Here is a 24,644-nt window from a genome sequence, read left to right as displayed (position 1 = left end):
CCCGCCCCCGCAAGGCGGTGTGCGGATTCCTCCGGATCCGGCGGGATCGACGCGACCTGTCATCGCTCGTCCACGAACCGCGCCACCCGCTCCGAAAAGTCCGCCAACACCGGGTGGTCGATGAGGAGTTGAACGGTGATCTCCAGCCCCCACTCGCGGCGTGTCGTCGCGGTCGCGAGCGCGGCTTGGAAGGAGTCGCCGCCGCCCGCGAAGAAGTGGTGGTCGGCATCGGTGACCGGGGTGCCCAGCGCGGCCGACCAGATTTCGGCGATGCGCCGCCGGTACGTCTCGGTGGCCTCGCCCGTGGTCGGTTCGGTCGTCATCGGTTGCCGCCGGTCGTCAGGGACTCCGCGACCGAGTCGCGGTCGATCTTGCCGCTCGGGGTCCGCGGCAGCCCGGGCAGCACGGTCACCGAAGCGGGCACCGACGCTGCGGGCAGCAGCTCGGCCAGCGCCGCGCGAAGGTCGTCGGGCTCCGTCACGTTCGGATGCAGGGTGACGGCGGCGCGGAGCTGACGCGAGCCGGGGACCGGCTCCAGGGCCACACAGACCGCGGAGGCGACGCCCGGCTGCTGCATCAGACAAGCCTCGATCTCCAGCAGGTTGACCCGGATGCCGCGGATCTTGACGTCGTGGTCGAGGCGGCTGAGAAAGTACACGAGGCCGTCCTCGACCCGCACCAGGTCGCCGGTGCGGAAGGCCTTGGTGTGTCCGTGCGGGGTGCGTTCGACGGTGACGAAGCGCTCGGCGTTCAGCTCCGGCCGGCCGAGGTAGCCCAGGGAGACCGGAGCGCCGGCGACGAGCAGTTCGCCGGTCGTCGGGTCCTGCGGGTCGGTGGGGTCCACCAGCAGCTCACAGCCCGGCAGCGGCCGGCCTATGGGCGGCAGCAACGGCCAGGCGGCGGGGTCGGCGGGCAGTACGTACGAGCTGACCATCGCGGACTCGCTCTGTCCGTAGTGGTTGCCGAGCCGGGCCTGGGGCAGGGCCTCGAACAATGCCCGGATCGGCGGCGTGCACAGCAGCTGCTCGCCCGCCGTGTTCACCTCCAGCAGGGACAGGCCCAGGTCGCCGTCCTGCGCCGACGCCGCCACGGCCAGCATGTGAAGGGCGACGTAGGGCAGGAACAGGCGCTCGATACGGTGGTCGGCGAGCCAGGTCAGGAAGGTGAACGGGTCGCGCCGCAGCGCCTCGGGGGCGATGACCAGGGTGCCGCCGCCGCACAGGGTGCCCAGGATCTCCTGGAAGCTCACGTCGAAGTTCAGGGGCGCGAACTGCGCGGTCCGCAGGTCGGGCCGGACGGAGTCGGTGCGCTGCCAGGTCACCATGTTGTCCAGGCAACTGTGCTGGATCGTCACGCCCTTGGGCAGGCCGGTCGACCCAGAGGTGTAGATGACGTACACCGGCAGGTCCGGCCGGCAGGCGACCGGCCGGAAGTCGCCGGCTTCGGCGCCGGAGGGGTCCTCGATGGCGAGGGTCGCCACCTGGTCGGCGATCGTCGGCCGGGGCCCGTCGTGCAGCAGGACGCTCGCGCCGCTGTCCTGCAGCATGAACGTGAGCCGGTTCACCGGATACGACGCGTCCAGCGGTACGTAGGTGGCGCCGACGGCGATGGTGGCGAGCAGGGCCGCGACGGTGCGCGCGCCGCGTCCGCCGGTCACCGCGACCCGGCTGCCGGGTTCGATGCCGTGGCGGGTGAGCGCCGTGGCGAGTTCGGCGACCCACGCCCACAGCTGCGCGTAGGTCAGCCGGGTCTCCCCGTCGACCAGGGCGAGCTCGTCGGGCCGCTCCGCCACGGTGCGGGCCAGCCCGTCCAGCAGGCATTCCGGCTCCGCGCTGCCACCCCACAGCGTGGGGCGCCGCGTCGTCTCCGCCCGCGCCATGCGGCACATGTGGACTCCCAGCGCGCGACGGGTTCCGTCACCGTCGTCGAGCATGCTCGTGGCGACCCGGTCGCGGACCGCGGGACTCTTCTCCTGGCTGAGCTTGAACATCGCCTGCCCGGACGTCACCTCGAACCGAAAGGCGCCGACCCCGCTCACGATGCTGCGGAAGTAGTCGACCGACCCACCGGCCTCCCAGCCCTTGCCGAACCGCTGCTCGAACAGCTCGGCCGTGCGCCGCACGACCTCCAGGGTCTCCTCGCCCTCGGGCAGCGGCACCAGATCACCGGTCAGCTCGGCCGTGACGAAGTTCCAGGTGGGCGCGGCCACCGGGGTGTCGTACAGGGCCGGGGTGACATAGCTGCTCGGGCCGGTCAGGACGAGGCGCGCGGGGCCTCCGCCGGCCAGCGCCCGCCAGTGCGGGTTGGCCCGGTTGAGGTGGCCAAGGAGAGAGAAGCCGTCGAACGCCTCGGGCTCCTCGCAATCCTCGGCGCCCGGGGGGTGGATGATCGGCAGGAGAGTCGTGTACGGCGTGGTGGGCCCGTTGCTCACCAGCATGGCCATCGGGTGGTGCCGGATGATGTCGTGCAGCTGACCGGGATCGGTGACCCGGTAGATCGGGGGAACGAACACTGTGTCTCTCCGGATCAGATGTGACGGAGTATCGAATGCGCGATCTCACCCGCGCGGACGGCGGTGTTGGAAAGGAGCCCCGCGCTCAGGCCGTGGCTGTTCTCGGCGCCGGCGCCGTGCAGATAGATGCCGCAGCGCAGCGCGTCCGAGGTGTGGACACGGTAGTCGCGGTCCACGTACAGGCCGCCCCGCTCGTCCTTCTTGCACTCGTCGGCCAGGTCGCCGAGCAGCGGCAGCGGATCGTCGGGGCGGTAGCCGGTGGCGTAGACGACGCCGTCCACGACGAGCCGTGTCACCTCACCGGTGATCAGCGACTCCACCTCCACCTGCACGCCGTCGGCCCTCTCCGTGCAGGAGCGCACCCGCGAGGTGCGATGGACGTGCAGCCGTGGGTGGCCCTGCACCTCCTCGAGGTAGACCCGCCGGTACAGCTCCTGGCTCAAGTCCAGGTCGACCACGGCGTAGTTGGTGTTGCGGTGGTACGTGAGCAGCGCTTCCTTGGTCTGGTCCGGCGCGCGGTAGAAGTCGTCGACGGCGGCCGGGTCGAAAATGCCGTTGGCGAAGGGGCTGTCGTCGGCGACGCTGTAGCCGTAGCGCGAGTGGACGGTGTGCACCGCAGCGTCGCCGTAGGTGCGGTGGAGGTAGTCGGCGCACTCGGCCGCGCTCTGCCCGGCTCCCACGACCAGGAACCGCCCGTGGCGTGGTGTGTCGACGTCACTCGTGAGCAGCTGCGAGCTGTGCCGGATCCGCGCCGAAGGGGTGACGCCCGGCGGCAGGTTGGGTGTCATCCCCGTGCCGAGCACGATGTTGCGTGCCCGCTGGACGTGCCGGCTGCCGTCCATGGCCTGCGTGACGATCTCGAGGAGGTCGACGTGAGCGTCCGCGCCCTGGACCGGGCGGATGCCCACGACCGTCGAGTCGTAGGAGACATGTGGAGCGAACTGCGCCGCGGACCAGCCGAGATAGTCGTGGAACTCGATCCGGTACGGGTAGAGCATCTTGCTGTTGATGAACGCCGGCATCCTGCCCTGGGCGTGCAGGTAGGCAAGGAACGTGTAGCGGCTGCCGGGGTTGCGCATCGTCGCGAGGTCCTTGAGAAAGGAGACCTGCATGGTGGCGCCCTCGATCAGCATGCCGGTGTGCCAGCCGAAGCTCGCCTGCCGCTCATGGAAGGCCATGGTGACCGGTGTGTCGGACTCCTGGAGGGCGATCGCCAGGGCGAGGTTGGCGGGCCCGAACCCGACCCCCGCGACTTCCACGGTATCGACGTTCGGCAGCGTGGCTGCTGTCACGGTGGTGCTCCTCTCAGCCCAGGTGCTTCGAACACCACACAGGACGGAGTGCCATCAACTCCCGTCCGGTGCAGCCTGGTTCGTCGCGGGATCGTATCCACAGCGTCGCCGCTCGGTGAAGGTGCGCAAAGGGGGAGCGTGAACACCCCAAAGACGAGGTCGGACAGCTGACCGGAGGCAAGGTGACCAGGCGCGCCGGGCCCGCTTGGGTCGCACGCGCAGCCACGGGGCATGAGCGTTGCCGGACCTGAGCGGAGATCGTTACGGTCGGGCTTGCTCACTCTCAACACCCGTACTGCTCTTGGAGGTTGTCGCGTGCGTTGGGGCGATGTGTACGTCCGGTCCTGTGCAGTGGTTCTGGGAGACCGGGAGCCAGTCGAGGCCGCGGTGGCGGCCGGCCGGTACGACCCGGCCGTCCGTGAAGCACACGGCTACGAGTCGATCGCGGTCGCGGGCCCGATATGCGCGGCCGACATGGCCGTCGACGCCGCGCGCGTCGCGATCGCCCGGTCCGCCGTCGACCCGGCCGACATCGCCCTGTTCGTCCACGCCTACGTGGACGAACAGGGCCCGGAGGGCATCTCCGAGCCGGCCTCCTACGTCCAGGGCATGGCCCACGACGGCCGGGCTCGGGCCTTCGGGCTGCGGCAGGGCTGCAACGGCGCGCTCGCGGCGCTGGAGGTCGGCGCGATGTACGTGTCCGCCGGCGGTGCGGCCGTGCTGACCTCGGCGGACAAGTACGCGCGGGAGTGCGACCGTTACCGCGAAGACCAGGGCGGCGTGCCCGGCGACGGGGCGACCGCCATGGTGCTGGGCCGTGGGGACGGCGTCGCGCGGCTCCTCGCCACCGAGATCGTCGGCGACGGCAGATTCAGCGGGCTGACCGCACTCGACCCCGGTCGGTTCGCAGACCGCCAGGAGTACCGCCAGGCCCAGCGCAAGCGGGTCATGTCGATGATGCGGACGATGACCGAGGCCAGACGTGACTGCGTACGCGCCGCGCTCGCCGACGCCGGGGTCGAAGCCGGCGACATCCGGCACTGGCTCTTGCCGTACTCCGGGCGGTTCCTGGTCGACAGAGATTTCTGCGCCGAGTTCGGGATCGAGGACGAGCGCACGACCTGGGGCCTGGGACGCACGGTCGGCCATTTCATCAGCGGGGGTGACTCGTTCGTCGGGCTCACCCACCTGCTGGAGACGGGGGCCGTGGAGGCGGGGGACCGGGTCGTCATGCTGGGTGACTCCACCGGGTTCTCCTTCGGCTGCGCTGTGCTGGAGATCCTGACCAAGCCCTCATGGCAGGTCGGTGACTAAAGGCCAGGTAGTCGCCACCTGCGGCATCACACAGCGCGAAGCACCCCCTTGCCCGCGACGCGGGCAAGGGGGTGCTTCGCGCTGTGTCACCCCATCCGGGTCGGCTCGTGCGCCCCGAGATGTTTCGTGACCACCGTGCTCACACCGGCCCAGTGGTCGTCGAGGTAGAAGTGCTTACCGGGAAAGACGTGCAGGTCGAACCGGTCGGCGGTGTGGTTCGCCCATGCGGCCGCGTCATCGACCGAGACAACGGGGTCGTTGTCACCGGTCAGCGACACCACCGGGCACGCCAGCGCGGCGTCGTCGCGCCGGCAGGACTCCAGGATCCGGTAGTCCGCGCGCAGCGCGGACAGCACCAGCACGCGCATGTCCGGGTGGTCCAGCAGCCGCTCGTCGGTGCCGCCCAGCGTGGCGAGGTCCGCGATCAGTTCCTCGTCGGTCGGTGGGTGTGTGTGCCGGGTGAGCGACCGACCAGGTGGCTGCGCTCCCGACGCGAACAGCGCCAGCGGTAGGACTCCTTCAGCCTCCAGACGCTTGGCCACCTGGAACGCCAGCAGCGCGCCCATGCTGTGCCCGAACAGCGCCATTGGCCTGTCCACTTCGCGACGCACCGCGGCGAACGTGCGCTCGGTCAGCTCCTCGAAGTCGCCGGCGTACGGTTCGTCGACGCGGTCCATCCGGCCGGGATACTGCACGGCCAACACCTCGGCCGTGGGGGACAGCGCCATCGCCATCGGCCGGAAGTAGGTTGCGGATCCGCCGGCATGCGGGAGGCACACCACTTGCACCCCCGCCTCGGGCGCCGCCCGGTACCGGCGGATCCACCCACCCTGTCCCTTGGTCATGGCTCCTCGTTCGTCGTCTCACACGTGGGCGGGCCGCTGCGGTACCGGGCCGGTGATCTTGCCGTCGGAACTGCGCCGGACCGCGCGGATGCCGGGCACCAGCGGGGTGAGGCTGCACGGGATGACGATCATCACGGCGGCGATCAGCAGGGTCTGGGCCTGACCGGTCTGGTTGGCCAGTGGGCCCACCAGGGCGAGGCCGAGCGGCGCGGCGATCGTGGAGATCAGCCAGTCGTAGGACTCGACCCGCGACATCACCTCCGCGGGAATCAACTGCTGCATCGAGGCCTGCCACAGGGCGTCGAGGAACAAAGTGGCCGCGCCGCTGAGGAACGCCGAGCCCACCACGGCCCACAGCGGCAGCGGCACCGCGAATGCCAGCAGCGGCAGCGCGGTCAGGGCCAGCGCGAGGTTGCCGACGATCAGTGGCCTGCTCGGCTCCAGCTTCAGTGCGACGAACCCGCCCGTGAGGGCGCCGGCCGCGAAGCCCGAGACGATGATGCCCCAGGCGGACGGCCCGCCCAGCGACGCGTCCGCGATCGCGGGGCCGAGCACGTAATACGCCGCGACCGCCAGGTTCTGCAGCATGTGCACGATCATGTTGAGCCACAGCCACCGTCGTACGGACAACTCGCGCCAGCCGGTGCCCAGGTCACGCCAGAACGTCTCGGGCGCGGGGGTGGTGCGAGGGGCGAGCCGCAGCATCGCCAGCGACGCAGCGCTCACGACGAACGTGACAGCATCCAGGGCCAGCACCAGTCCCGGGCCCCACAACGCGATCACCACGCCGGCCAGCGCCGGGCTCAGTACCGTGGAGGCGCTGATGCAAAAGGACATCAGTGCGTTGCCGCGCTGGAGTTGTTCCGGCGGCATGATTTCTGCCATCAGGCCTCTGGACGCCGGACCGAAGAACGCCTGGGCGCCGCCGAAGACTGCCGCGCCGGCGGCCAGATGCCACACCTGGGCAGCATCGGACAGCAGGAGAACGGCCAGCCCCAGCTGTGTGGCTGCGCGGATCAGATCGGACGTCAGCATCAGGAACTGGCGGCGCAGCCGGTCCGCCCACACCCCGCCGGCCAGTGTGAACAGGACCTGCGTCAGGACCTGCGCGGTCATCACGAGCCCGATGTCGGTGACCGAGCCGTCCACCGCCAGCACGGCGAAGATCAGCGCCACCTTGGTCATCCCGCCGCCGGCGGCCGACACGGCCTGCCCGGTCCACAGGATGCGGAACTCCCGGATGGAGAGCGGCGCCAGCGCTTCGGCCAGGACGCGCCGCTTGCCGTTGCCCTTTTCTTGCGTCATCAGCGTGCTCTCCGTTGTGTCGGGGCGTGCGATGGGACGCGAACGTGGTCGATGTTCTGCGACGTCACAAGCGGATTCCTGTCTCGGGTCACTGACGACTGATGGTCGGAGCGTTCATGATCCTGCTCATCCGGCCCGTTCAACCACCTCACGCACGGACGCCTCGAGGATGGCGAGCCCCTCGGCCAGTTCCGCGTCGCAGGCCGTCAACGGCGGCAGCAGCTTGACGACTTCGTCCCGCGGACCGGCGGTCTCCACCAGCAGACCCCGCGCGAAGGCCTCGTCGGCCACCGCGTCCGCCAGGCCCGCGCCGACCACCAGACCATGGATGAGGCCGCGGCCGCGGGTGGACAGGCCCGCGTCGGGGTGGGCGTTGACGATGTCCTGCAGGGCGTTTCCTATCCATTCGCCCCTGGCGCGCGTCGACTTCTCCAGTGCGTCGTCCTGCCAGTAGGTGCGCAGTGCTGCCGTCGCGGTGACGAACGCCGGGTTCACGCCGCGGAACGTGCCGCTGTGGGCGCCCGGCTGCCACACGTCCAGCTCCGGCCGGACCAGGGTGAGCGCGAGCGGCAGCCCGTATCCGCCGATCGACTTCGACAGGCAGATCAGGTCCGGCACGATGCCCGCGTCCTCGAAGCTGAAGAACGGGCCGGTCCGTCCGCAGCCGGCCTGGATGTCGTCGACGATCAGCAGGATCTCGTGCTCCCGGCACAGGTCCGCGAGCTCCCGCAGCCACTCGGTGCTCGCCACGTTCACCCCGCCCTCGGCCTGGACGGTCTCCACGATCACCGCGGCCGGCCGGTCCAGCCCGCTGCCCGGGTTGGCCAGGAGCCGCGCCAGGTGTTCCGGGCGGGGGACCCCGTCCTGGCCGTCGAACGGCACGGGGGTCGCGCCGGTCAGCGGCATACCGGCGGAGCGGCGGTGCGAGGGATTGCCCGTGACCGCGAGCGCGCCGAGCGTCGCTCCGTGGAAGGAGTTGGTGAAGTGCACGACCTCGCTGCGGCCGGTGACCGTGCGGGCCAGCTTCAGGGCCGCCTCGACGGCGTTGGCGCCGCCCGGGCCCGGAAAGATCACCTTATGGTCCATGCCCCGCGGCTGCAGTACGACCTCGACGAGGGCCTCGAGCAGGCTGTGCCGTGCGGTGGTGAACATGTCGAGCGCGTGAGTGACGCCGTCGTTGCCGATGTAGTCCAGCAGCGCTCGCTTGAGCACGGGATTGTTGTGCCCGTAGTTCAGCGAGCCGGCCCCGGCGAAGAAGTCGAGCCAGCGTCGGCCTTCCTCGGTGTACAGGTAGCTGCCGCTGGAGCGGGAGAAGACGACCGGCCAGCGCCTGCTGTAGGACCGCACGTTCGACTCGTACTGGCTGAAGATGCTCATGAAAGCCCCTTCCTTGGGAGAGGAGTAGCGCGACCGGAGTCCGGCCTTGGCTAGGAGATGTAGGAGTAGTACGAGCGAAGTCCCGGCATCAGCAGGCCACGTGGCACACCGGCGACGACCCCGAGCGCGAACAGCAGGTTGTAGCGCAGGTTCTTCAGCGGCATGCCTTCGCGCACTGCGGCGACGCCGCGTAGTGCGCTGGCGCGGTCGTGCCAGTCGATGTTGAACGAGATCGACGCGCCGGGCGAGGTGACCTTGTGGAGCGTCCCCGGTGGCATGTAGAAGACGTCGCCCGCCTCGACATCGCACGTCAGCACCGTCGCGTCACGGAAGAGCGGGTACCGGTCGAGGTCCGGTGCCTCCGGGTCGACCGCGGCCCATCGCCAGTTGTACGTGTGGCACTTGTCGCGCTCGGCGTCGGCCACCATGACGAACCGCTTGGACCCCTGTATCTGGAAGAACAGGTTGTGGGTGAGCAGTGTGTCGAAGTGCAGCGGGGTCACCGCGCGCGCGGGGCCGACGAAGAACTGCGTGAACGCCCACCACTGATCGCGGAAGAACGGTGGGAAGTAGTCGCAGGGGAACGGCTCCAGGTCGCGGCGCAGCGCGGGCACCATCGACAGCAGTGGCACATCGTGCAGGTAGCCGGGCGGATCGCCGGCATCGTCCCCCCTGGTGACCGCGGCGTCCCACGCCGCGAGTTCGCGCGCGTAGTCGGCGAGGCGGACGAGCGCGGTGCGACCCGCGGAGACAGTACCGACCTTGACACGTACCTGCTGGTCGGGTGCCACCTTGCCGAGGTGGGCGGCCGACCAGGTGGACACTGCGGGCATGTGTGCGGCCGCGCCGCGCATCACCACTGGTCTGCGCCCCATGTACGTGGCGCGGAACTCCTCGGGGCTCAGCTCGGTCCGTACGTCCACAGAGACCGGTTGGGCCGTCGTTGTCACGGACATCTCCTATCGTCTTCCGCATCGGTGGGCACCCGCAGGAGGGGCTGCTGTCCAAGTGGAGCCCGGCACCGGTCGAACAGTGGGCGGTGGCCGGTCCGAGAACAGCTCATGTTCAGGCGGTGCCGGGCTTCACTTGGACGGTTTCCGCCCGACTCGTAATCTTTCGGATCGTGGGGGCGAAGAGTCCGGCACCTGCGATCGCTCTGGCCTTTTCCCTTTCGGCCTGCGCAGCGCGCCTGCAGGGATTCGAGGATTCCCAGATCCCGCCATACGGTCAAGGCTGGTTGCGTTCAGCCGCAGTTGGCCACCTTGTCTCGCGCGACCCCAATAATGGCCGTTGCCGCGTTGTTCATTTTGGTGTTCGGCCGGGCCGTCAGGGATTCCTTGACACTCTGAATCGACCTGACCTAGCTTGAGCCCCGCCGAACTGCGGAGATGCATTTCAGTGCATCCCGCCTCTCTCCAATCGGGAACGACTGTATGGGGAAACTGATCTGATGTTCGACGACGAGAATGCCGAATACCTCGTGGTGATAAACGGCGAGGAACAGTACTCGATTTGGCCGGCGGCCCACGATCTGCCGGGCGGCTGGACTGCGGTGGGCGCCCCTCGCCCGCGCAAGGAATGCCTCGACCACATCGAAAGCGCATGGACCGACATGCGCCCGAAGAGCGTGCGCGAAGCCCTCGAAAATGCCGGATCTCTCATCGCACAGGGAAGTCGAATGGTTCTCTCACAGCTGGTGGACGCTGACGAACTGAAGGCCATGTCTCCGGAGGAGCTGCGCAACATGCTTGCCAGCCTCGACGACGACGTGATCTACGGCGAGGACGGAAACGTCATCGAGCCCAATCCGGGCCCTGAAGTGGCCTAGTCCTCTCCGGGTGAATCCTTCGCGCATGCCGCGAACGGATATTCCGCGTTCGTTTCCCGCGCGCCGTTGGCTTGCTGCTCTCTGAGAAAAGTGAAATGACGTCTGCTGCCCTGAGTTCCGTTTCTGCTGTGGTCGACTATGTTTTCGAGCGATATCCGCAGGTGGGCAGGCGGGCGGGCTGTCACGAATTCGATGCCCGGCTGCCTGAGGTCTCGGCCGACGCTCCGTCCGATGTGGACGGTCTGCTGACTGCGGTCCGCGCGCGGCTCGAGGCCCTGCCCGAGGACGCGGACCCCGAGGTGCGAGCGGACCTTGGCACGGCGATGCGGGTACTCACCGACGAGCGGTTCCGCATCGCCGAGCGCGGCCGGCCGCACCGCGGGCCCGACCTGTGGCTCGCCGAGACCGACGTGCACGTCTACCTGCGGAGCGAATACGCGCCGCTCGACGAGCGCGTCGCGGCGTTGTCGCGGCACCTCGTGCAGTTGCCGGACTTCCTCGCTGCCGCGGCGAAGACGTTCGGCCGCACGCTGCCGGCGGGCGAGCGCATCAGTGGCATCGAGAATGCCAGGGCTCGCGCGGCATCCGTTCCCAACGTCGTCGCGCAGCTCGTCGCGGTGCGGCCGGACGTTGCCGACAGCTCTCTCCTGGAGCTGGCCGACGCGGCAAGCGCTGCGTTCGCAGGCTTTGCGGACGCGGTCGCGGCCACCCAGCCGGCACGTGCGACCTTCGGTCCCGACCTGCTCGCCGCCTACCTCGAGGCGGCCGAGGGGATCGACACACCGGTGGACGAACTGCTCGCGCAGACCGAAGCCGAGGTGCGGCACCTGGTGGCCCGCCTCGACGCGCTCGCCGCGCACCTGGGTGTGCGCAACCGGCAGGAGGCGTACGAACTGCTGAGCGCCCAGCTGCCGGCCGGATCGGTGGTCACCGTCTTGTCGGGGATCATTGAGCGGCTGCGGGAGTTCTGGGCCGAGCAGGACGTCGTCACCCTCACCAGCCGGTACGGTCTCGACATCCGGCCCGCCCGCGACGCGTCGACCTCGGCGGCTGTTGTCTTCGACCACGCCGGAGCGCTGGAGAAGGTGCCGCAGCCGCACGTGCTGCACGTCCCCGAGCCGGACGACCCCGCCGCACTCCGCGATTACCTCAACGAGCCGATGCTCGAGATGATCGCCGTGCACGAGGCCGTCCCCGGCCACTACCTGCACCACGAGGCCACACCCGAGCACGCCGGCGTGATCCGCAGGTGCATGCCGTGGTTCCCCGGGACCAGCGAAGGATGGGCCCACTACACCGAGGAACTGGCGATCGAGCGCGGCCTCGCCGAGGGGCGTCCGCTCGTCGAGGTTGCCGCCCTGCGCTATGCGCTGGAGGCCGCCACGCGCCTGCTGGTGTTCCTCTCCGTCCACTCCGGACGGAGAAAGTTCGGCGCTGCCGCCGCCGAGGCCGCCACGCTGTGCGCGTGGTCGCCCGAACGCGCCGGCCGCGAGGTGCTGGCCGTGGCCGCCAACCCGGCCGGTGCCATGTACACGCTCGGCAAATTGCACATCCGACGGTGGCGCGAGCTGGCCGGTGTCCGCGATTCGGCCGCCGACCTGAAGTCCTTCCACGACCGGCTGCTGCGCTGCGGCAGCGCGCCGCTGTCAACCGTATGGCGCTACTACCTCGACGGCCGGCACGTTCCGACCGCATCCACAACGACGTTAAGGAGAAACCGTGACTGAGGTGTTGACCGAAGTGACGCCCGCCGAGGCAATTCCCGCGGACTACTGGGTCACCGTCCCCGGCGGCCCCTTCACCATGGGCTCCGGCGAGCTGCGCGAGGACGGCAAGCCTCGGGCTGCCGCGCCCGAGCACCAGGTCGACGTGGCCGAGTTCCGTATGGCCAAGTACCCGGTCACCGTCGCGGAGTTCCGGCGCTTCGTTGAGGCGACCGGCCATGTGACCAGCGCGGAGAAGAAGGGCAAGAGCTGGGTGTGGATCGGCGACCCCGCCGTCGTCGTCCCCGACCAGGACTACCTGTGGAAGGAGATCGACGGAGCGACCTGGCGCACCCCGCACGGTGCGGACTCGACCCTGGAGGGCAAGGACGACCACCCGGTCACCCACGTCAGCTCCTTCGACGTCCTCGCCTACTGCGAGTGGTCCGGTACCCGGCTGCCCACCGAGGCTGAGTGGGAGAAGGCGACGCGAGGCACCGACGGCCGCGCCTACGCGTGGGGCAATGAAGAGCCCACCGCCGAGCACTGCAACCACACCATGAACGTCGCCGACACCACCCCCGTCGACGCCTACCCGAAGAACGTCGGCCCGTACGGCCACCAGGAACTCACGGGCAACGTCTGGGAGATCACCTCCAGCGCCTTCCACCACTACCCGTACGACGAGACCAAGCCGGGTCGTGTCATCAAGACGAAGGCGGGCTCGGTCGAGCTCGGCGTGATTCGTGGCGGCTCGTTCTACAACAACTGTGACCCCCGTGGCTGCCTGGCATGGGTGCGGATCTACAACCTGCCTGACTACAGCTGCTACGACATGGGCTTCCGTGTTTGCGCACGTTGACCAAGCACAGACCGACTGGGAGCTGCTCGACCGGGTCAGTGCGCTCCTGGGCGACCTGCCCAAGACCCCGGTCGTGCGGCTGCCTCACCCAGGCATCCGGCTCTACGCCAAGATGGAGTTGGAGAACCGGACGGGAAGCGCGAAGGACCGAGCCGCGATCTGGATCCTGCGTGAGGCGGTGCGGCGCGGCGAGATTACCCAGAGCACCACGGTGGTCGAGTCGTCCTCCGGGAACTTCGCCCTCGCCCTCGCATCGTTTCTGAACGAGCTGGACGTGCCGTTCGTGCCGGTGCTGGACCCGAACGTGAACGCGGCCACCGAGCGAACGCTGCGGCGGCTGTGCGCGCGGGTGGAGAAGGTCACCGAGCCGGACAGCACCGGCGGCTACCTGCTGAGCCGGCTCGCGCGGGTCGCCGAGCTGCGCGCGGAGCTGCCGGACGTGTACTGGCCGGACCAGTACGCCAATCCGGACGGCGCGCGCGGCCACTACGAGCTGACCGCGCGGGAACTGCTCGACGACGTCGGCCCCCTCGACTATCTCTTCGTGGGGGTCGGCACCGGCGCGACGATCAACGGGCTCTCCCGCCGGCTCGGCGAGGAACATCCGCAGGCTGCCGTGGTCGCCGTCGACGTCGAGGGTTCGGCGATCTTCGGCGCCCCGCCGGCCCGTCGGCGCATCCCAGGCATTGGCTCCAGCATCCGTCCGCCACTCATCGACGACGCCTGGATCCGAAAAGTGGTCGTGCTGTCCGAGTGGGACGAGGTAGCCGGCTGCCGGGCCCTACTGCGGGACCACGGGATCTACGCAGGCGGTTCCACCGGCTGCGTCTACGCCGCGATCACCCGTCACTTCGACGGACACACGGGCCCCGAGCCGGTGGTGGCGTTCCTGTGCGCCGACAGCGGCACACCGTACGCCGACACGGTCTACGCGGACGACTGGGTCGCCAAACACCTCACACCGGTAGCAACAGAGGGAGCATGAGCGTGACGACGAGCGTGTGGACGCCACCACCCGCCGACGAGGCCGCGCTGACCGACTGGCTGCGTGCCCGCGACCCGGTCACCCAGGCCCCGGGTGCCGGAGGCTGGCACGTCTTTGGCTACCCGGAGGTCAAGGAGGTGCTCGCCCACCACGGCGCCTTCTCCAACGCCGTGGTGCGGCCGGTGCCCGACGACTCGCCCATGCGCCTGTACCGCACGGGCAACCTCACCTGGATGGACCCGCCCCGGCACCGGAATCTGCGGGGCCTGGTGAGCCAAGCCTTCACCCCCCGCTGGGTCGCCGGGCTCGAACCGATGATCCGCGAGACCGTCCGGACCTTCCTCGCGGACCTGCGGGGCCGGGCCGAGGTGGCCTACGTACGGGAGTTCGCCTCACCGGTCGTGGCCACGGTCATCGCCCGGATGCTCGGCATTCCCGACAAGGGCCAGCAGCTGTTCCAGGAGTGGTCCAGAAACCTCCTGGTGCTGGCCGACCCGAGCGCCCAGGGCAACGGCTTGCAGAAGGTCCTCACGTTGACCCAGGTCGCCGAGGCGTATCTGCACCGGTTCATCGCCAGGCGGCGCGCCGCTCCCACCGACGACCTGACCAGCAAGCTCATCGCGGCCGAGATCGACGGCGAGCGTCTCGGCGACGACGAGATAGCCGGCCTGGTAGCGCTGCTGATGTCCACCGGGCAGGCCGCGACCATCACCCTCGTGAACGCGATGATCGTCCTCGGGCGGCACCCGCAGGCCGTCGCCAAGCTGCGGGCCCGGCCCGAACTCCTCGACTCGGCCATCGACGAGGTCATGCGGTACCGCTCGGAGACCACCCGGGTGGAACGCAAGACCGTCCGGGACGTCGTGATCGGCGGACACGAGATCCCCGCCGGGCAGTCGGTGTCGGTGTGGATCGCGGCCGCCAATCGCGACCCGCGGGTCTTCGAGGAAGCGCAGGTGTTCGACATCGAGCGCTCGCACAACCCGCACATCGCCTTCGGCCACGGCATCCACTACTGCCTGGGCGCGCCGCTGGCTCGCCTGGAGATCCGTATCGCCTTGCGTGAACTGCTGGACTCCACCCTGGACTTCGCGATCGACCCGGCCGGTACCCGCCTGCTCGACCCGCGGCTCATGTTCGGCGCGAGTGAGGCGACCGTCCGGTTCACATGGAAGGAAGAGCAATGACGGGGTTCGTCCCGGGCGGGCTGATCGCACGGCTCGCCGCCCACGCGCAGGACTCGACGCAAAAGCCGGCGCTGTCGATCGCGTCGCTCGGCGGCGGCCCACGAGTCGATCTGACCTACGGGCAGCTGTGGGGCCGGTCGATGGCCGTGGCCCGCGCCCTTGTCGAGAGGGGGATACGGCCCGGCGCGCGCGTGCTGCTGCTGTTCCCGACCGCGCCGGAATTCGCCCCCGCCTTCCTCGGCTGCCTCGCCGCGGGCGCGATCGCCGTGCCCGTGCCGCTGCCGATCGACGAAGGCGCCCGGCGGCGGGTGCTGAACGTGGCCCGGGACTGCGACGTGTCACTCGTCGTGTCCCTGTCGTTCGTACGGGATCTGGCCGCCGCCGACGCGGACTTGGACCTGCGCGCGTTCGCCGCGGCCCACGACTGGCTGCTCGCCGACCTGATCGAGCCCGTCACCGCTGACGACGGCACGGATCTGCCGCTCGCGGCCGCCGACGACGTCGCCTTCCTCCAGTACACCTCCGGCTCCACCAGCACGCCCCGCGGCGTTGTCGTCACCCATGGTGCGCTGATGCACAACGAGGCAGCCATCCAGCGGTCGTTCGGCGTCACGCCGGACTCCACGATCGTCAGCTGGCTTCCCCTCCACCACGACATGGGCCTCATCGGCGCGATGCTGCAGCCCCTGTACACGGGCGCCAAGGGCGTCATCCTCGACCCGCTGTCATTCATCCGGCGCCCGGCGAGCTGGCTGGAGACCATCAGCGCGGAGGGCGCCGACATCAGCGGCGGCCCCAACTTCGCCTACGACCTGTGTGTGCGCAAGGTGACCGAGGAGGAGAAGGCCGGCCTCGACCTGTCCGGCTGGCGCGTCGCGTTCAACGGCGCGGCCCAGGTCTACCCCCGCACCCTGCGGGCCTTCACCGAGGCCTTCCGCGACACCGGATTCCACTCCCAGGCGCATCTGCCCTGCTACGGCCTCGCCGAGGCGACCCTGCTCGTCACGACCGTCGCACCCACCATCTCCCGGACCTTCGACGACGGCCGGGAGCTGACCGCCTACCGGCTGCCCGACCACGCCGACGTGCAGGTCCTCGACCGTGACGGCGACAGCGAACTCGACGCCGGGCAGGTCGGCGAGATCGCTGTCGCGGGCGACAGCAACGGCGCCGGCTACTGGGGCGGGCAGAGCTTCGGGGCCTTCCTGCGCACCGGCGACCTCGGCTTCCGCGATGGCGACGAGCTGTTCGTGGTGGGGCGTGCCAAGGACCTCATCGTCCAGCGTGGCCGCAACGTCTATCCCGAGGACCTGGAGGCCGACGCCGGCACCTGCCACCCGGAGGTCCGGCCCGGCCGCTGCGCCGTCTTCGGCGTCGAGCACGACGGCGACGAAGCGGTCGTGGTGTGCCAGGAGGTGGGCGCGCACACTTTGCCCGAGCGGTACTCCGAGATCGCCGCGCGGGTGCGGGCCACGCTGTCGCGCGTCCACGGTGTCACCGCCCGCACCGTCCTGGTCGTGCCGCCCGGCACCATCACCAAGACCTCCAGCGGCAAGGTCCAGCGCTACGCGGCCCGTGGCCGCTACCTCGACGGCGACCTGCCCGTCCTGCTCGACGACACCCTCAGCGGGCACACGTCCTCGCTCACGGACCTGCTGACCGGCCACTCCCTGACCGACGCGCTGCGCCTTCACATCGGGGCCCTGCTCGGCCTGCCCCAGCCGCCGCCGGCCGATGCCTGCCTCGCCGACCTCGGCGCCGACTCACTGACCGCAGTGCGGCTGCGCCACAACCTGGAGGAGGCGCTCGGGGTCGAGCTGGCGCCCACCGCGGCTCTGCGTGCGGAATCGATCGCCGAGCTCGCGGCCGCGGCGACCACGGCCGCCGCGACCGCGCCGGCCGCTCCCATCGCCCCAGCCGGCGGCTACGTGCTCAACCCCGCCCAGCGTGCCCTGTGGTTCCTGCACCGGGCCGCGCCGGACAGCGGCGACTACAACGTGACCCGCGCGTTCCGTGTCACCGGGACCGTCGACCCCGACGCCCTTTGCACCGCACTGGCTGCCGTTGCCGCCCGCCACCCGAGCCTGCGCGTGGCGATCACCACGCGCGACGGCGCCCCGCACGCCGAGGTGCGCGACACCACCGCCCCCGGCATCGAGGTCACCGACGGGCGCGACTGGCCCGCCGAGCGGGTGGCCGCCTGGTACCGCGACCTGGCGACCCGCCCGTTCGACCTCGGCTCCGGCACCCCGCTGCGGGCCGCCCTGCTGCGCCGCGAGAGCGACTGGCTGTTCGCGCTGTCCCTGCACCACATCGTGTGCGACGTGTCGTCCGTCGCGATCGTCATGGCCGACCTGGCCGCCGAACTGCGCGGCGAGCAGGCCACGCCCCGCCCGGTGCCGGCCCCGGCCGCACCCCGCGACCGCAGCGACTTCTGGCAGGCGGAACTCGACGGCGAACTGCCCACCCTCACCCTCCCCGACCTCGGCCGGCCCGAGGCCGCAGCGCCCCGCGAGTCCCTGACCTTCCAGGTGCCCGGCGCTCCGCTGGCCGAGTACGCCCGCGAGCACGGTCTGACCCTGCACAACCTGCTGCTCGCCGCCTACCAGGTGCTGCTGCACCGCCTGTCGGGCCAGTCCGATCTGATCGTCGGCGTGCCCACCGCGGGCCGTACCCAACGATCCCTGGCCGAGTGGGTCGGCTACCTCGTCAACGTGGTGCCGGTGCGCTCCGCCTACCGCCCCGACATGCCGTTCGCCGACTTCGCCGCTGCCACCCACCGCCACGTCCTCGACGTGCTGGACCACGCGGACATGTCGCTGTCCGACATCGTGCGGCTGGTCAACCCCGACCGCGACACCGCGACGGCCACGATCTTCCAGGCCATGTTCACCTGCTACACGGCGTCCCTGCCCGGCGCGGCCGGCATCGTGACCGGGGACGAGCACGCCGAGCTGCCCGCGGGTGCCCTCACCCTGCACGGTCACTCGGTCCCCGACCACACCACGCAGTCCGACCTCGGCCTGAACGTGGCGATCCGCGACGACGTGCTGGACTTCCAGCTCCAGTACGACTGCGCCACCGTCTCCCGCGACCAGGCCGAGCTGGTGGCCCAGACCCTGCCGGTGCTGCTCGCCGGGATCGGTGCCGGGGCGAGGGGCCCGCTGCCGCTGCTGGCCAAGGACGAGGCCGCCGCGCTGGTCGCCCGGGGGATCGGCCCCGACGTGCCGCGCCCGGGGAACTACCTCGACTCCTTCGAACGCTGGGTCGACCGTGCCCCCCACAGCATCGCGGTCGACGACGGCCAGGTCCGGCTGACCTACGCCGAGCTGGACGCCCGCGCCAACCACGTGGCCAAGCGACTGCGGGCGGCCGGCGTGGCCACGGACCGCACCGTCGTGATGAGCGCAGACCGGTCCGTCGACTACCTGGTGGCGCTGGTGGGCCTGCACAAGGCCGACGGCGCCTACGTGCCCATCAGCCCCCGCGAGGCGCCCCGGCGCGCCGAGGCGATGGTCGACGCGGTCGAGCCGGCCGCGATCATCGCCGGCCTCTCGGGCCGCCACCTGTTCGGCGACCGTGAGGTGTTCGACCTCGCCGAGCTGGTCTCGGGCGCCACCGACGCCCGGCCGCCGAGGCTCGGCCACGACCACGCCACCTCGACGATCATCCACACCTCCGGCTCCACCGGGGTTCCCAAGGCCGCCGTCTCCACCAACTACGGCGTCATGAACCACATGTGGCAGTTGGCCGAGCACTTCGGGCTCACCGAGCACGACTGCGTGGCCCAGACCGCCCCGGTCTCCTTCGACATCTCCGTGTGGCAGCTGCTGACCCCGCTGATGATCGGCGGCCGGGTGCGGATCGTGCCCGAGCCGCACTCGCAGTCGCCCGCGAGCCTGCTGAAGGCCGTCGTCGACGGCGGCGTGACCATGCTGGAGCTGGTGCCGTCCAACATCATGGCGCTGCTCGACGCCGGCCTCGCCGCAGCCCCGGGCGCACTGCGGGTGATGCTGTCCACGGGCGAGACCCTCACCCACGACGTGCTGCGGCGCTGGGTACGAGAGCTGCCCGGCATCCCCGTGCACAACGCCTACGGTCCGGCGGAGTGCACCGACGACGTCACCGCAGGACTGTGCGCGACCGGCCCCGACGCACCGATGACCACCTCGGTCGGCCGGCCGCTCGCCAACACCACCGTGCACGTCTTCGACGAACACCTGCAGCCGTTGCCACCCGGTGTAGTTGGGCTGCTGCACGTCGGCGGCGGCGCGGTCGGCCGCGGCTACCGGGGCAACCCAAGGCGGACCGCCGAGATGTTCGTGCCGGACCCGTACGCAGCCACCCCCGGCGGGCGGCTCTACCGCACCGGCGATCTCGGCCGCGTCAACGCCGACGGCGACCTGGAGTTTTTGGGGCGTGCCGACACCCAGATCAAGATCCGCGGCCAGCGGATCGAGGTCGGCGAGGTCGAGGCCGCGCTGCGCCGGTGCCCCGGCGTCATCGAGGCCGCGGTGAAGGTCCACCACGGGCCGGCGGGCGCCTCGCTCGTCGGGTACGTGTCCCGTCCCGGTGGGCCACAGGGCCCGGCGGCGGTCCTCGACCTCGACGAGGACGAGCGGTTCCGCGTCGTCCTCGCCGACCTGCTGCCCCGGCACATGATCCCGACGATCATCGCCGAGCTCGGCCGGCTGCCCCGCTCCAAGAACGGCAAGGTCGACTACCGGTCGCTGTCGTTCACGGCGCCGGAAGCCACCCAGGCCACGGCCGAGTTGGACGACCCGCTCGCCGCGACCGTCCGGACCCTGTGGGCGGACCTGCTGGAGCTGGACACGATCGGCTGGGACGACAGCTTCTTCCAGCTCGGCGGCCACTCCCTGCTCGCCCTCGCCATGATCGACCGGGTCAACGCGCTGCTCGACGTGCGCCTGGTGGTCGACGTCGTGTTCGCCACCCCGCGGCTGCGTGACTTCGTCGGCGCCGTGCGCGCGGCCGATCCGGCGACTGCCGGCCGGGTGCTGGACCGGACCCCCGCGGACCCGGCCCGTCCGGTCCCCGCCAGCGCCGCACAGCAGCGCTTTTGGTTCCTGCGCGAGATCGACCCGGATTCCCCGACGTACAACATGCCCGGGGTGCTGCGCCTCCGTGGCGACCTGGACGAGGAGGCACTGCAGGAGGCGCTGCGCGAGACCCTGGCCGCGCACCCCGTGCTGCTGGCCCGGTTCGCTACCGACGGCGGCGAACTCACCTGGACGGCCCGCCCGGTTGAGGAGTTCGAGCTCGCCCGCCTGGACCTGCGCGGCCCGGTGGCCGAACTGGGCGACGCGGTCTTCGACCGGCTGGTCGAGGACGAGGCCGTGGTCGTCACCGACCTCCGCCAAGAGCTGCCGTTTCGCGCGCTGCTCGCGCGGCTTGAGGAACGGGACTGGGGCCTGTTCATCAACATCGACCACATCGTGTGCGACGGCTGGTCCGTCTCGGTGTTCCTGCACGAACTGGCCGACCGCTACAACCGGCGGACGCCCCCGGCGGCCGACTACGGGTTCGCGGACTACTGCAACGACGAACGGGCCTGGCGGGAGCGGCGCGACCGCAGCGAGACGGCGGCCCTGTGGCGGGCCGTGGCGGGCCGCCCGGCGCAGCGGTCCCCGCTGCCGGGCCGGGCCGTGCCGTCCACGCCGGGCGAGGAGGTATCGGCCAAGCACACCGACACCTACGACGTCGGCCTCGCCGCGGCGGTGCGCGACCTCGCCGTCCGTACCGGCACCACTCCCTACATGGTGTTCGCGACCGCGCTGGCCGCGCTCATCCACAGCGGGGCGGCCGAGCGCGAGCAGATCATGCTCGGCACGCTGATCGCCCAGCGCGACCGGCCCGAGTGGCGGCGGGTCGTCGGCCCGCTGCTGAACGTCTCGGTGCTGGCCGTGGACCTGTCCCCGGCCGACTCGCCGGCCGACGCCCTGGCCGCCGTTCGCGCGGGTGCGCTGCGGGCCTACCGGTCCGCGAACGTGCCCTTCCAAGAGCTGGCGCCGCTGCTCACCCCGGCCGCCGGCGGGGACGGATCGCCGTTCGAGGTGATGCTCGTGATGCAGCCGCCCTCCCGGCCCGTCGAACTGACCGGCCTCGAGGTGGAGACGACCGACCTGGACACCGCAGCCGCCCCCTACCCGCTCCTGGTCGACATCGAGGAGCGGGACGGCGGCTACCAGGTGGCCTACCGCTACCAGGCCGGCCGGTTCGACGCGCCGGGCGTGACGGAGCTGGCCCGCCGGATGCATGCCACGGTGCGTGCGCTGGCGGGTGCCAACGCCGCGTCCCTGGCCGAGCTGCTTCCCGCGAGCGACGTGGTGGAGAGGACCTGATCATGCCCGAACCGATCGTGAGCCCCGTGCTGGCACGGTTCTCCGCGCACCGGCGGGAGCACCCCGACGCGCCCGCCGTCGTCACCGACGGCGTCACCCACACCTACGCGGAACTGGACGCGCTGGCCCGGCGGCACGCCGCAGAGCTGCGGGCGGCCGGCGCCGGCCGGGAGACCGTGGTGGCACTGGTCGCCGACCGCGGCCCCGGGTACGTCGCCATGGTGCTCGGTGTGCTGCTCGCCGGAGCGGCCTTCGTCCCGGTGGAGCCGGGCGTGCCGGTGCGGCGCGCCCGCCGGATGTGCGCCGACGCCGATGTGCGGACCCTGCTCGTCGAGCCGGGGCACCAGGAGTTCGCCGCCCAAGTCGTGGCCGGTCTGGACCCGACGCCAAGCGTGCTCGTCGCCGGCCATGAGCCCGGGAATCGGGGACCGGCCCCGCACGCGGTACCGGACCGGCCGCGCGACGGCCTCGCATACGTGATCTTCACGTCCGGGTCCACCGGCACGCCCAAGGGCGCGATGGTCGCCGACGGCGGCATGGACAACCACATGGCGGCCAAGATCGCGGACCTGGGGCTCGGACCCGCCGACGTCATCGGCCTCACCGCGCCGCTGTCCTTCGACATCTCGGTGTGGCAGACCCTCACCGCGCTCACCATCGGTGCCCAGACCGCGGTGGCCTCGCCCCGCAACATCTGCGAGCCTGCCGAACTGGTGGCGTGGGTCCGCCGGCACGGGGTGACCGTGCTGGAAATCGTCCCGTCCTTCCTCACCGTGCTCACCGCGCAGCTCGACGACGACCTACGGGCCGGGCTGTCCTCGCTGCGGTACCTCGTCGCCACCGGGGAGGCGCTGCCCGGAGCGGTCGCCCAGCGCTGGTACGAGCACTGCCCGAACATCCCCATTGTCAACGCCTACGGCCCGACCGAGTGCTCCGACGACGTCACCCACCACAGGGTGAGCGCGGCCGAGAGCGCCGCCCGGCCCTGGCCCTCCATCGGCCGGGAGATCCTCAACACCCGCCTGTACGTGGTGGATGCGCAGGGCCGCGAGGTACCGGCCGGCACCGAGGGCGAACTGCTGGTCGGCGGCGTCGGCGTCGGCCGCGGCTATATCGGCGACCCGGTACGCACCGCGCTCACCTTCGTCCCGGACGCCCTGTCCGGCACGCCCGGCGCCCGGCTCTACCGCACGGCCGACCGGGTGAGCCGCGCCGCAGACGGCACCATCGGCTTCCACGGCCGCCGCGACCGCCAGGTCAAGATCCGCGGCCACCGGGTCGAGTTGGGCGACGTGGAGGCCGAGCTGCTGCGGGTGCCCCAGGTCCGTTCGGCCGCCTGCGTGTTCACCGGCGGCCGGCTGCGGGCGTTCGTCACCCTCGACGAGCCGGCCGACGTGGCCGGCGCCGTGCGCGCCGGCGCCCCGCACTATCTCGTCCCGCACGAGGTGACCGTACTCGACCGGCTGCCGGTCAACACCGCGGGAAAGACCGACCACCGGGCCCTGGAGGGCCTGTGCGCCGAAGGCACGCCCGAGGCCCCTGCCCCGGCCACCGCCGCCCAAGCCGCCGACCTCGACGCAGTCGGCGACCTGGTCACCGAGACCCTCGGCGTGGCCGTGATCGGCCCGGACGACGACTTCTTCACCGCAGGCGGTGACTCGCTGCTGGCGATGACCCTGGTCGCCGCCGCCCGCGCCCGGTTCGGCGCGGAGGGCACGTCCCTGCGGGCGTTCTTGTCCCGCCCGACTCCACGGGGTCTCCTCGCCGCGATCGAGGCCGCGGAACCCGTGGACGCCGCAGGGCAACCGCGCACGCTGGGCGCCTTGTCGTCCGGGCAGGAGCGGCTGTGGTTCTTCGAGCAGCTGCACCGCCGGAAGGCGCCCAATCTGCTGATCCTCTCGCTCGACCTGCACGGCCCCCTCGACAAGGACGCGCTGCGACACGCGCTGGCGGCGGTCGTCGCCCGGCACGAGCCGCTGCGCACCGTCTTCACCCAAGAGCGCGGCGTCCCGAAGGCCGTCGTACGGCCCACGGCCGAGATCGCCCTGCAGACGGGCACCTCGGGCGAGTTCGGGATCTCTGCCCGTACCCCTGAACCGCCGCTCGCCAAGGTCCGGTTGGAGCGGGTCGATGACGACCACCATGTGCTCACCGTCGCCCTGCACCACCTGGTCGCCGACGGCTGGTCCCTGGAGGTACTCAAACGCGACATCGCCGAGCACTACGAGCGGGCACTGGCCGGCGACACCGAGGTGACACTGCCCCGCGCCTCGTTCTCCCACTACGTGGCCGCCGAACGGGAGTGGCTGCTGGGCCCGGACGCCGAGGAGTGCACGCGGTACTGGAGGGAGCAACTGGCCGGCACACCGGGGGCGATCGACCTGCCGCTCGACCGGCCCCGGCCGGCCAGACCGGCCTTCGTGACCGACCACGTGGTCACCCTCCTTACAGCGGAGGAGACCAAGACCCTCGCCGAGACGGCCCGCGCCCGCGGCGCGACCCCGTTCATGGCGGTGCTCGCCGCCTCGTACGTCGTACTGCGGGACGCGACCGCGACCACCGACCTGGTGCTCGGCATCGACTCGGTGAACCGCTCGTGGCCCGGCAGCGAGGAGCTGATCGGCACGTTCGTCAACCAGCTGCCGGTCCGGCTCGAGCCCGGCGCCGCGCCGTCCTTCGGTGACCTGCTCGACCTGGCCCGGCGGCAGGTGCTGGGCGCGCAGGAACACGACCGGCTCCCGTTCCACAAGCTGGTCGCGGCGGTGAACCCGCCGCGCCAGGCGGGCCGGTTCCCGCTGTTCCAGGTCAAGGTCACCCACCAGGGCGCGTGGCGGACCGGAATGCGGCTCGGGGACCTGCGGGTCGTGCCGCGCGAGCTGGCGGACCCCGTGATGGACCTGGACTTGATGATCGACGTCTCCGGTGAGACCGACCGGCTGCGGCTCGAGGTCCTGTTCTGGCCGGAGACGCTCGACAACGCGACCGTCGCGGCGTGGGCGCAGGCGCTGGCCGACGTGCTGCGCGCCGGCGCGGCCGACCCCGACGCGGTACTGACTTTCGGCGAAAGGTGAT

The 24,644-nt window shown here is 71.0% G+C and carries 15 protein-coding genes; 8 read left to right on the top strand and 7 right to left on the bottom strand.

Annotated elements, in window-relative coordinates:
• Positions 1-59: 59 nt before the first annotated feature.
• From IEY95_RS45625 to IEY95_RS45615, 3 genes are read right to left on the bottom strand one after another with little or no spacing between them, the layout of a single operon-like run.
• A complete protein-coding gene (locus tag IEY95_RS45625) occupies positions 60-323 on the bottom strand; it encodes a phosphopantetheine-binding protein (RefSeq protein WP_189192220.1) in 264 nt (87 codons plus the stop codon).
• Positions 320-2,512: an amino acid adenylation domain-containing protein gene (locus tag IEY95_RS45620; protein WP_189192219.1), complete on the bottom strand. Its 2,193-nt coding sequence runs from the start codon at positions 2,510-2,512 to the stop codon at positions 320-322. The genes IEY95_RS45625 and IEY95_RS45620 overlap by 4 nt, the downstream gene beginning before the upstream one ends.
• 14 nt (positions 2,513-2,526) lie before the next feature.
• Positions 2,527-3,804, bottom strand: coding sequence for a lysine N(6)-hydroxylase/L-ornithine N(5)-oxygenase family protein (locus tag IEY95_RS45615; protein ID WP_189192218.1), 1,278 nt, complete (start codon positions 3,802-3,804; stop codon positions 2,527-2,529).
• 351 nt (positions 3,805-4,155) lie between these two features.
• On the opposite strand from IEY95_RS45615, the gene IEY95_RS45610 reads away from it, so the two are divergent.
• Entirely contained in the window at positions 4,156-5,118 is a 963-nt protein-coding gene (locus IEY95_RS45610) for a ketoacyl-ACP synthase III family protein (RefSeq protein ID WP_189192217.1), read from the top strand.
• 86 nt (positions 5,119-5,204) lie between these two features.
• On the opposite strand, the gene IEY95_RS45605 is transcribed toward IEY95_RS45610, so the two are convergent.
• The 4 genes from IEY95_RS45605 to IEY95_RS45590 form a co-directional block, all read right to left on the bottom strand.
• Positions 5,205-5,963 carry a thioesterase II family protein gene (locus IEY95_RS45605; RefSeq protein ID WP_189192216.1) on the bottom strand — a complete coding sequence of 253 codons (759 nt, stop codon included), beginning with the start codon at positions 5,961-5,963 and terminating at the stop codon, positions 5,205-5,207.
• Positions 5,964-5,981: 18 nt separating this feature from the next.
• A complete protein-coding gene (locus tag IEY95_RS45600) occupies positions 5,982-7,268 on the bottom strand; it encodes an MFS transporter (protein WP_189192215.1) in 1,287 nt (428 codons plus the stop codon).
• Positions 7,269-7,394: 126 nt separating this feature from the next.
• A complete protein-coding gene (gene ectB, locus IEY95_RS45595) occupies positions 7,395-8,645 on the bottom strand; it encodes a diaminobutyrate--2-oxoglutarate transaminase (RefSeq protein WP_189192214.1) in 1,251 nt (416 codons plus the stop codon).
• Positions 8,646-8,695: 50 nt separating this feature from the next.
• A complete protein-coding gene (locus IEY95_RS45590; RefSeq protein ID WP_189192213.1) occupies positions 8,696-9,595 on the bottom strand; it encodes a cupin-like domain-containing protein in 900 nt (299 codons plus the stop codon).
• A 500-nt stretch (positions 9,596-10,095) separates the two neighbouring features.
• Here IEY95_RS45590 and IEY95_RS50515 point away from each other — a divergent pair, with 500 nt between their 5' ends.
• The 7 genes from IEY95_RS50515 to IEY95_RS45555 all read left to right on the top strand — a co-directional run bounded on the left by IEY95_RS50515 (position 10,096) and on the right by IEY95_RS45555 (position 24,643).
• Positions 10,096-10,473, top strand: a complete 378-nt coding sequence (locus IEY95_RS50515) for an MbtH family protein (protein ID WP_189192212.1) — start codon at positions 10,096-10,098, stop codon at positions 10,471-10,473.
• A 71-nt stretch (positions 10,474-10,544) separates the two neighbouring features.
• Positions 10,545-12,200 carry a DUF885 family protein gene (locus tag IEY95_RS45580; RefSeq protein WP_189192211.1) on the top strand — a complete coding sequence of 552 codons (1,656 nt, stop codon included), beginning with the start codon at positions 10,545-10,547 and terminating at the stop codon, positions 12,198-12,200.
• Complete coding sequence (locus IEY95_RS45575) at positions 12,193-13,038, top strand: formylglycine-generating enzyme family protein (protein WP_189192210.1); 846 nt, start codon at positions 12,193-12,195, stop codon at positions 13,036-13,038. The genes IEY95_RS45580 and IEY95_RS45575 overlap by 8 nt, the downstream gene beginning before the upstream one ends.
• Positions 13,022-14,023, top strand: coding sequence for a 2,3-diaminopropionate biosynthesis protein SbnA (gene sbnA / locus IEY95_RS45570; RefSeq protein ID WP_189192209.1), 1,002 nt, complete (start codon positions 13,022-13,024; stop codon positions 14,021-14,023). The genes IEY95_RS45575 and sbnA overlap by 17 nt, the downstream gene beginning before the upstream one ends.
• 2 nt (positions 14,024-14,025) lie before the next feature.
• A complete protein-coding gene (locus tag IEY95_RS45565; RefSeq protein WP_189192208.1) occupies positions 14,026-15,210 on the top strand; it encodes a cytochrome P450 in 1,185 nt (394 codons plus the stop codon).
• Entirely contained in the window at positions 15,207-21,572 is a 6,366-nt protein-coding gene (locus IEY95_RS45560) for a non-ribosomal peptide synthetase (protein WP_189192207.1), read from the top strand. Before IEY95_RS45565 ends, IEY95_RS45560 begins: the two co-directional genes overlap by 4 nt.
• 2 nt (positions 21,573-21,574) lie before the next feature.
• Complete coding sequence (locus tag IEY95_RS45555; protein ID WP_189192206.1) at positions 21,575-24,643, top strand: non-ribosomal peptide synthetase; 3,069 nt, start codon at positions 21,575-21,577, stop codon at positions 24,641-24,643.
• Position 24,644: the final 1 nt, after the last annotated feature.

The sequence above is a fragment of the Streptomyces albiflavescens genome (assembly GCF_014645835.1).
GTDB lineage: Bacteria > Actinomycetota > Actinomycetes > Streptomycetales > Streptomycetaceae > Streptomyces > Streptomyces albiflavescens.
Note: the sequence above shows the minus strand (reverse complement) of the source record. Positions and strands in the feature narration are given on the sequence as shown.

Coding starts and splice junctions, on each gene's coding strand:
- IEY95_RS50515 (WP_189192212.1), top strand. CDS start 10,096: ATGTTCGACGACGAGAATGCCGAATACCTCGTGGTGATAAACGGCGAG.
- IEY95_RS45600 (WP_189192215.1), bottom strand. CDS start 7,268: ATGACGCAAGAAAAGGGCAACGGCAAGCGGCGCGTCCTGGCCGAAGCG.
- IEY95_RS45555 (WP_189192206.1), top strand. CDS start 21,575: ATGCCCGAACCGATCGTGAGCCCCGTGCTGGCACGGTTCTCCGCGCAC.
- IEY95_RS45605 (WP_189192216.1), bottom strand. CDS start 5,963: ATGACCAAGGGACAGGGTGGGTGGATCCGCCGGTACCGGGCGGCGCCC.
- ectB (WP_189192214.1), bottom strand. CDS start 8,645: ATGAGCATCTTCAGCCAGTACGAGTCGAACGTGCGGTCCTACAGCAGG.
- IEY95_RS45625 (WP_189192220.1), bottom strand. CDS start 323: ATGACGACCGAACCGACCACGGGCGAGGCCACCGAGACGTACCGGCGG.
- IEY95_RS45560 (WP_189192207.1), top strand. CDS start 15,207: ATGACGGGGTTCGTCCCGGGCGGGCTGATCGCACGGCTCGCCGCCCAC.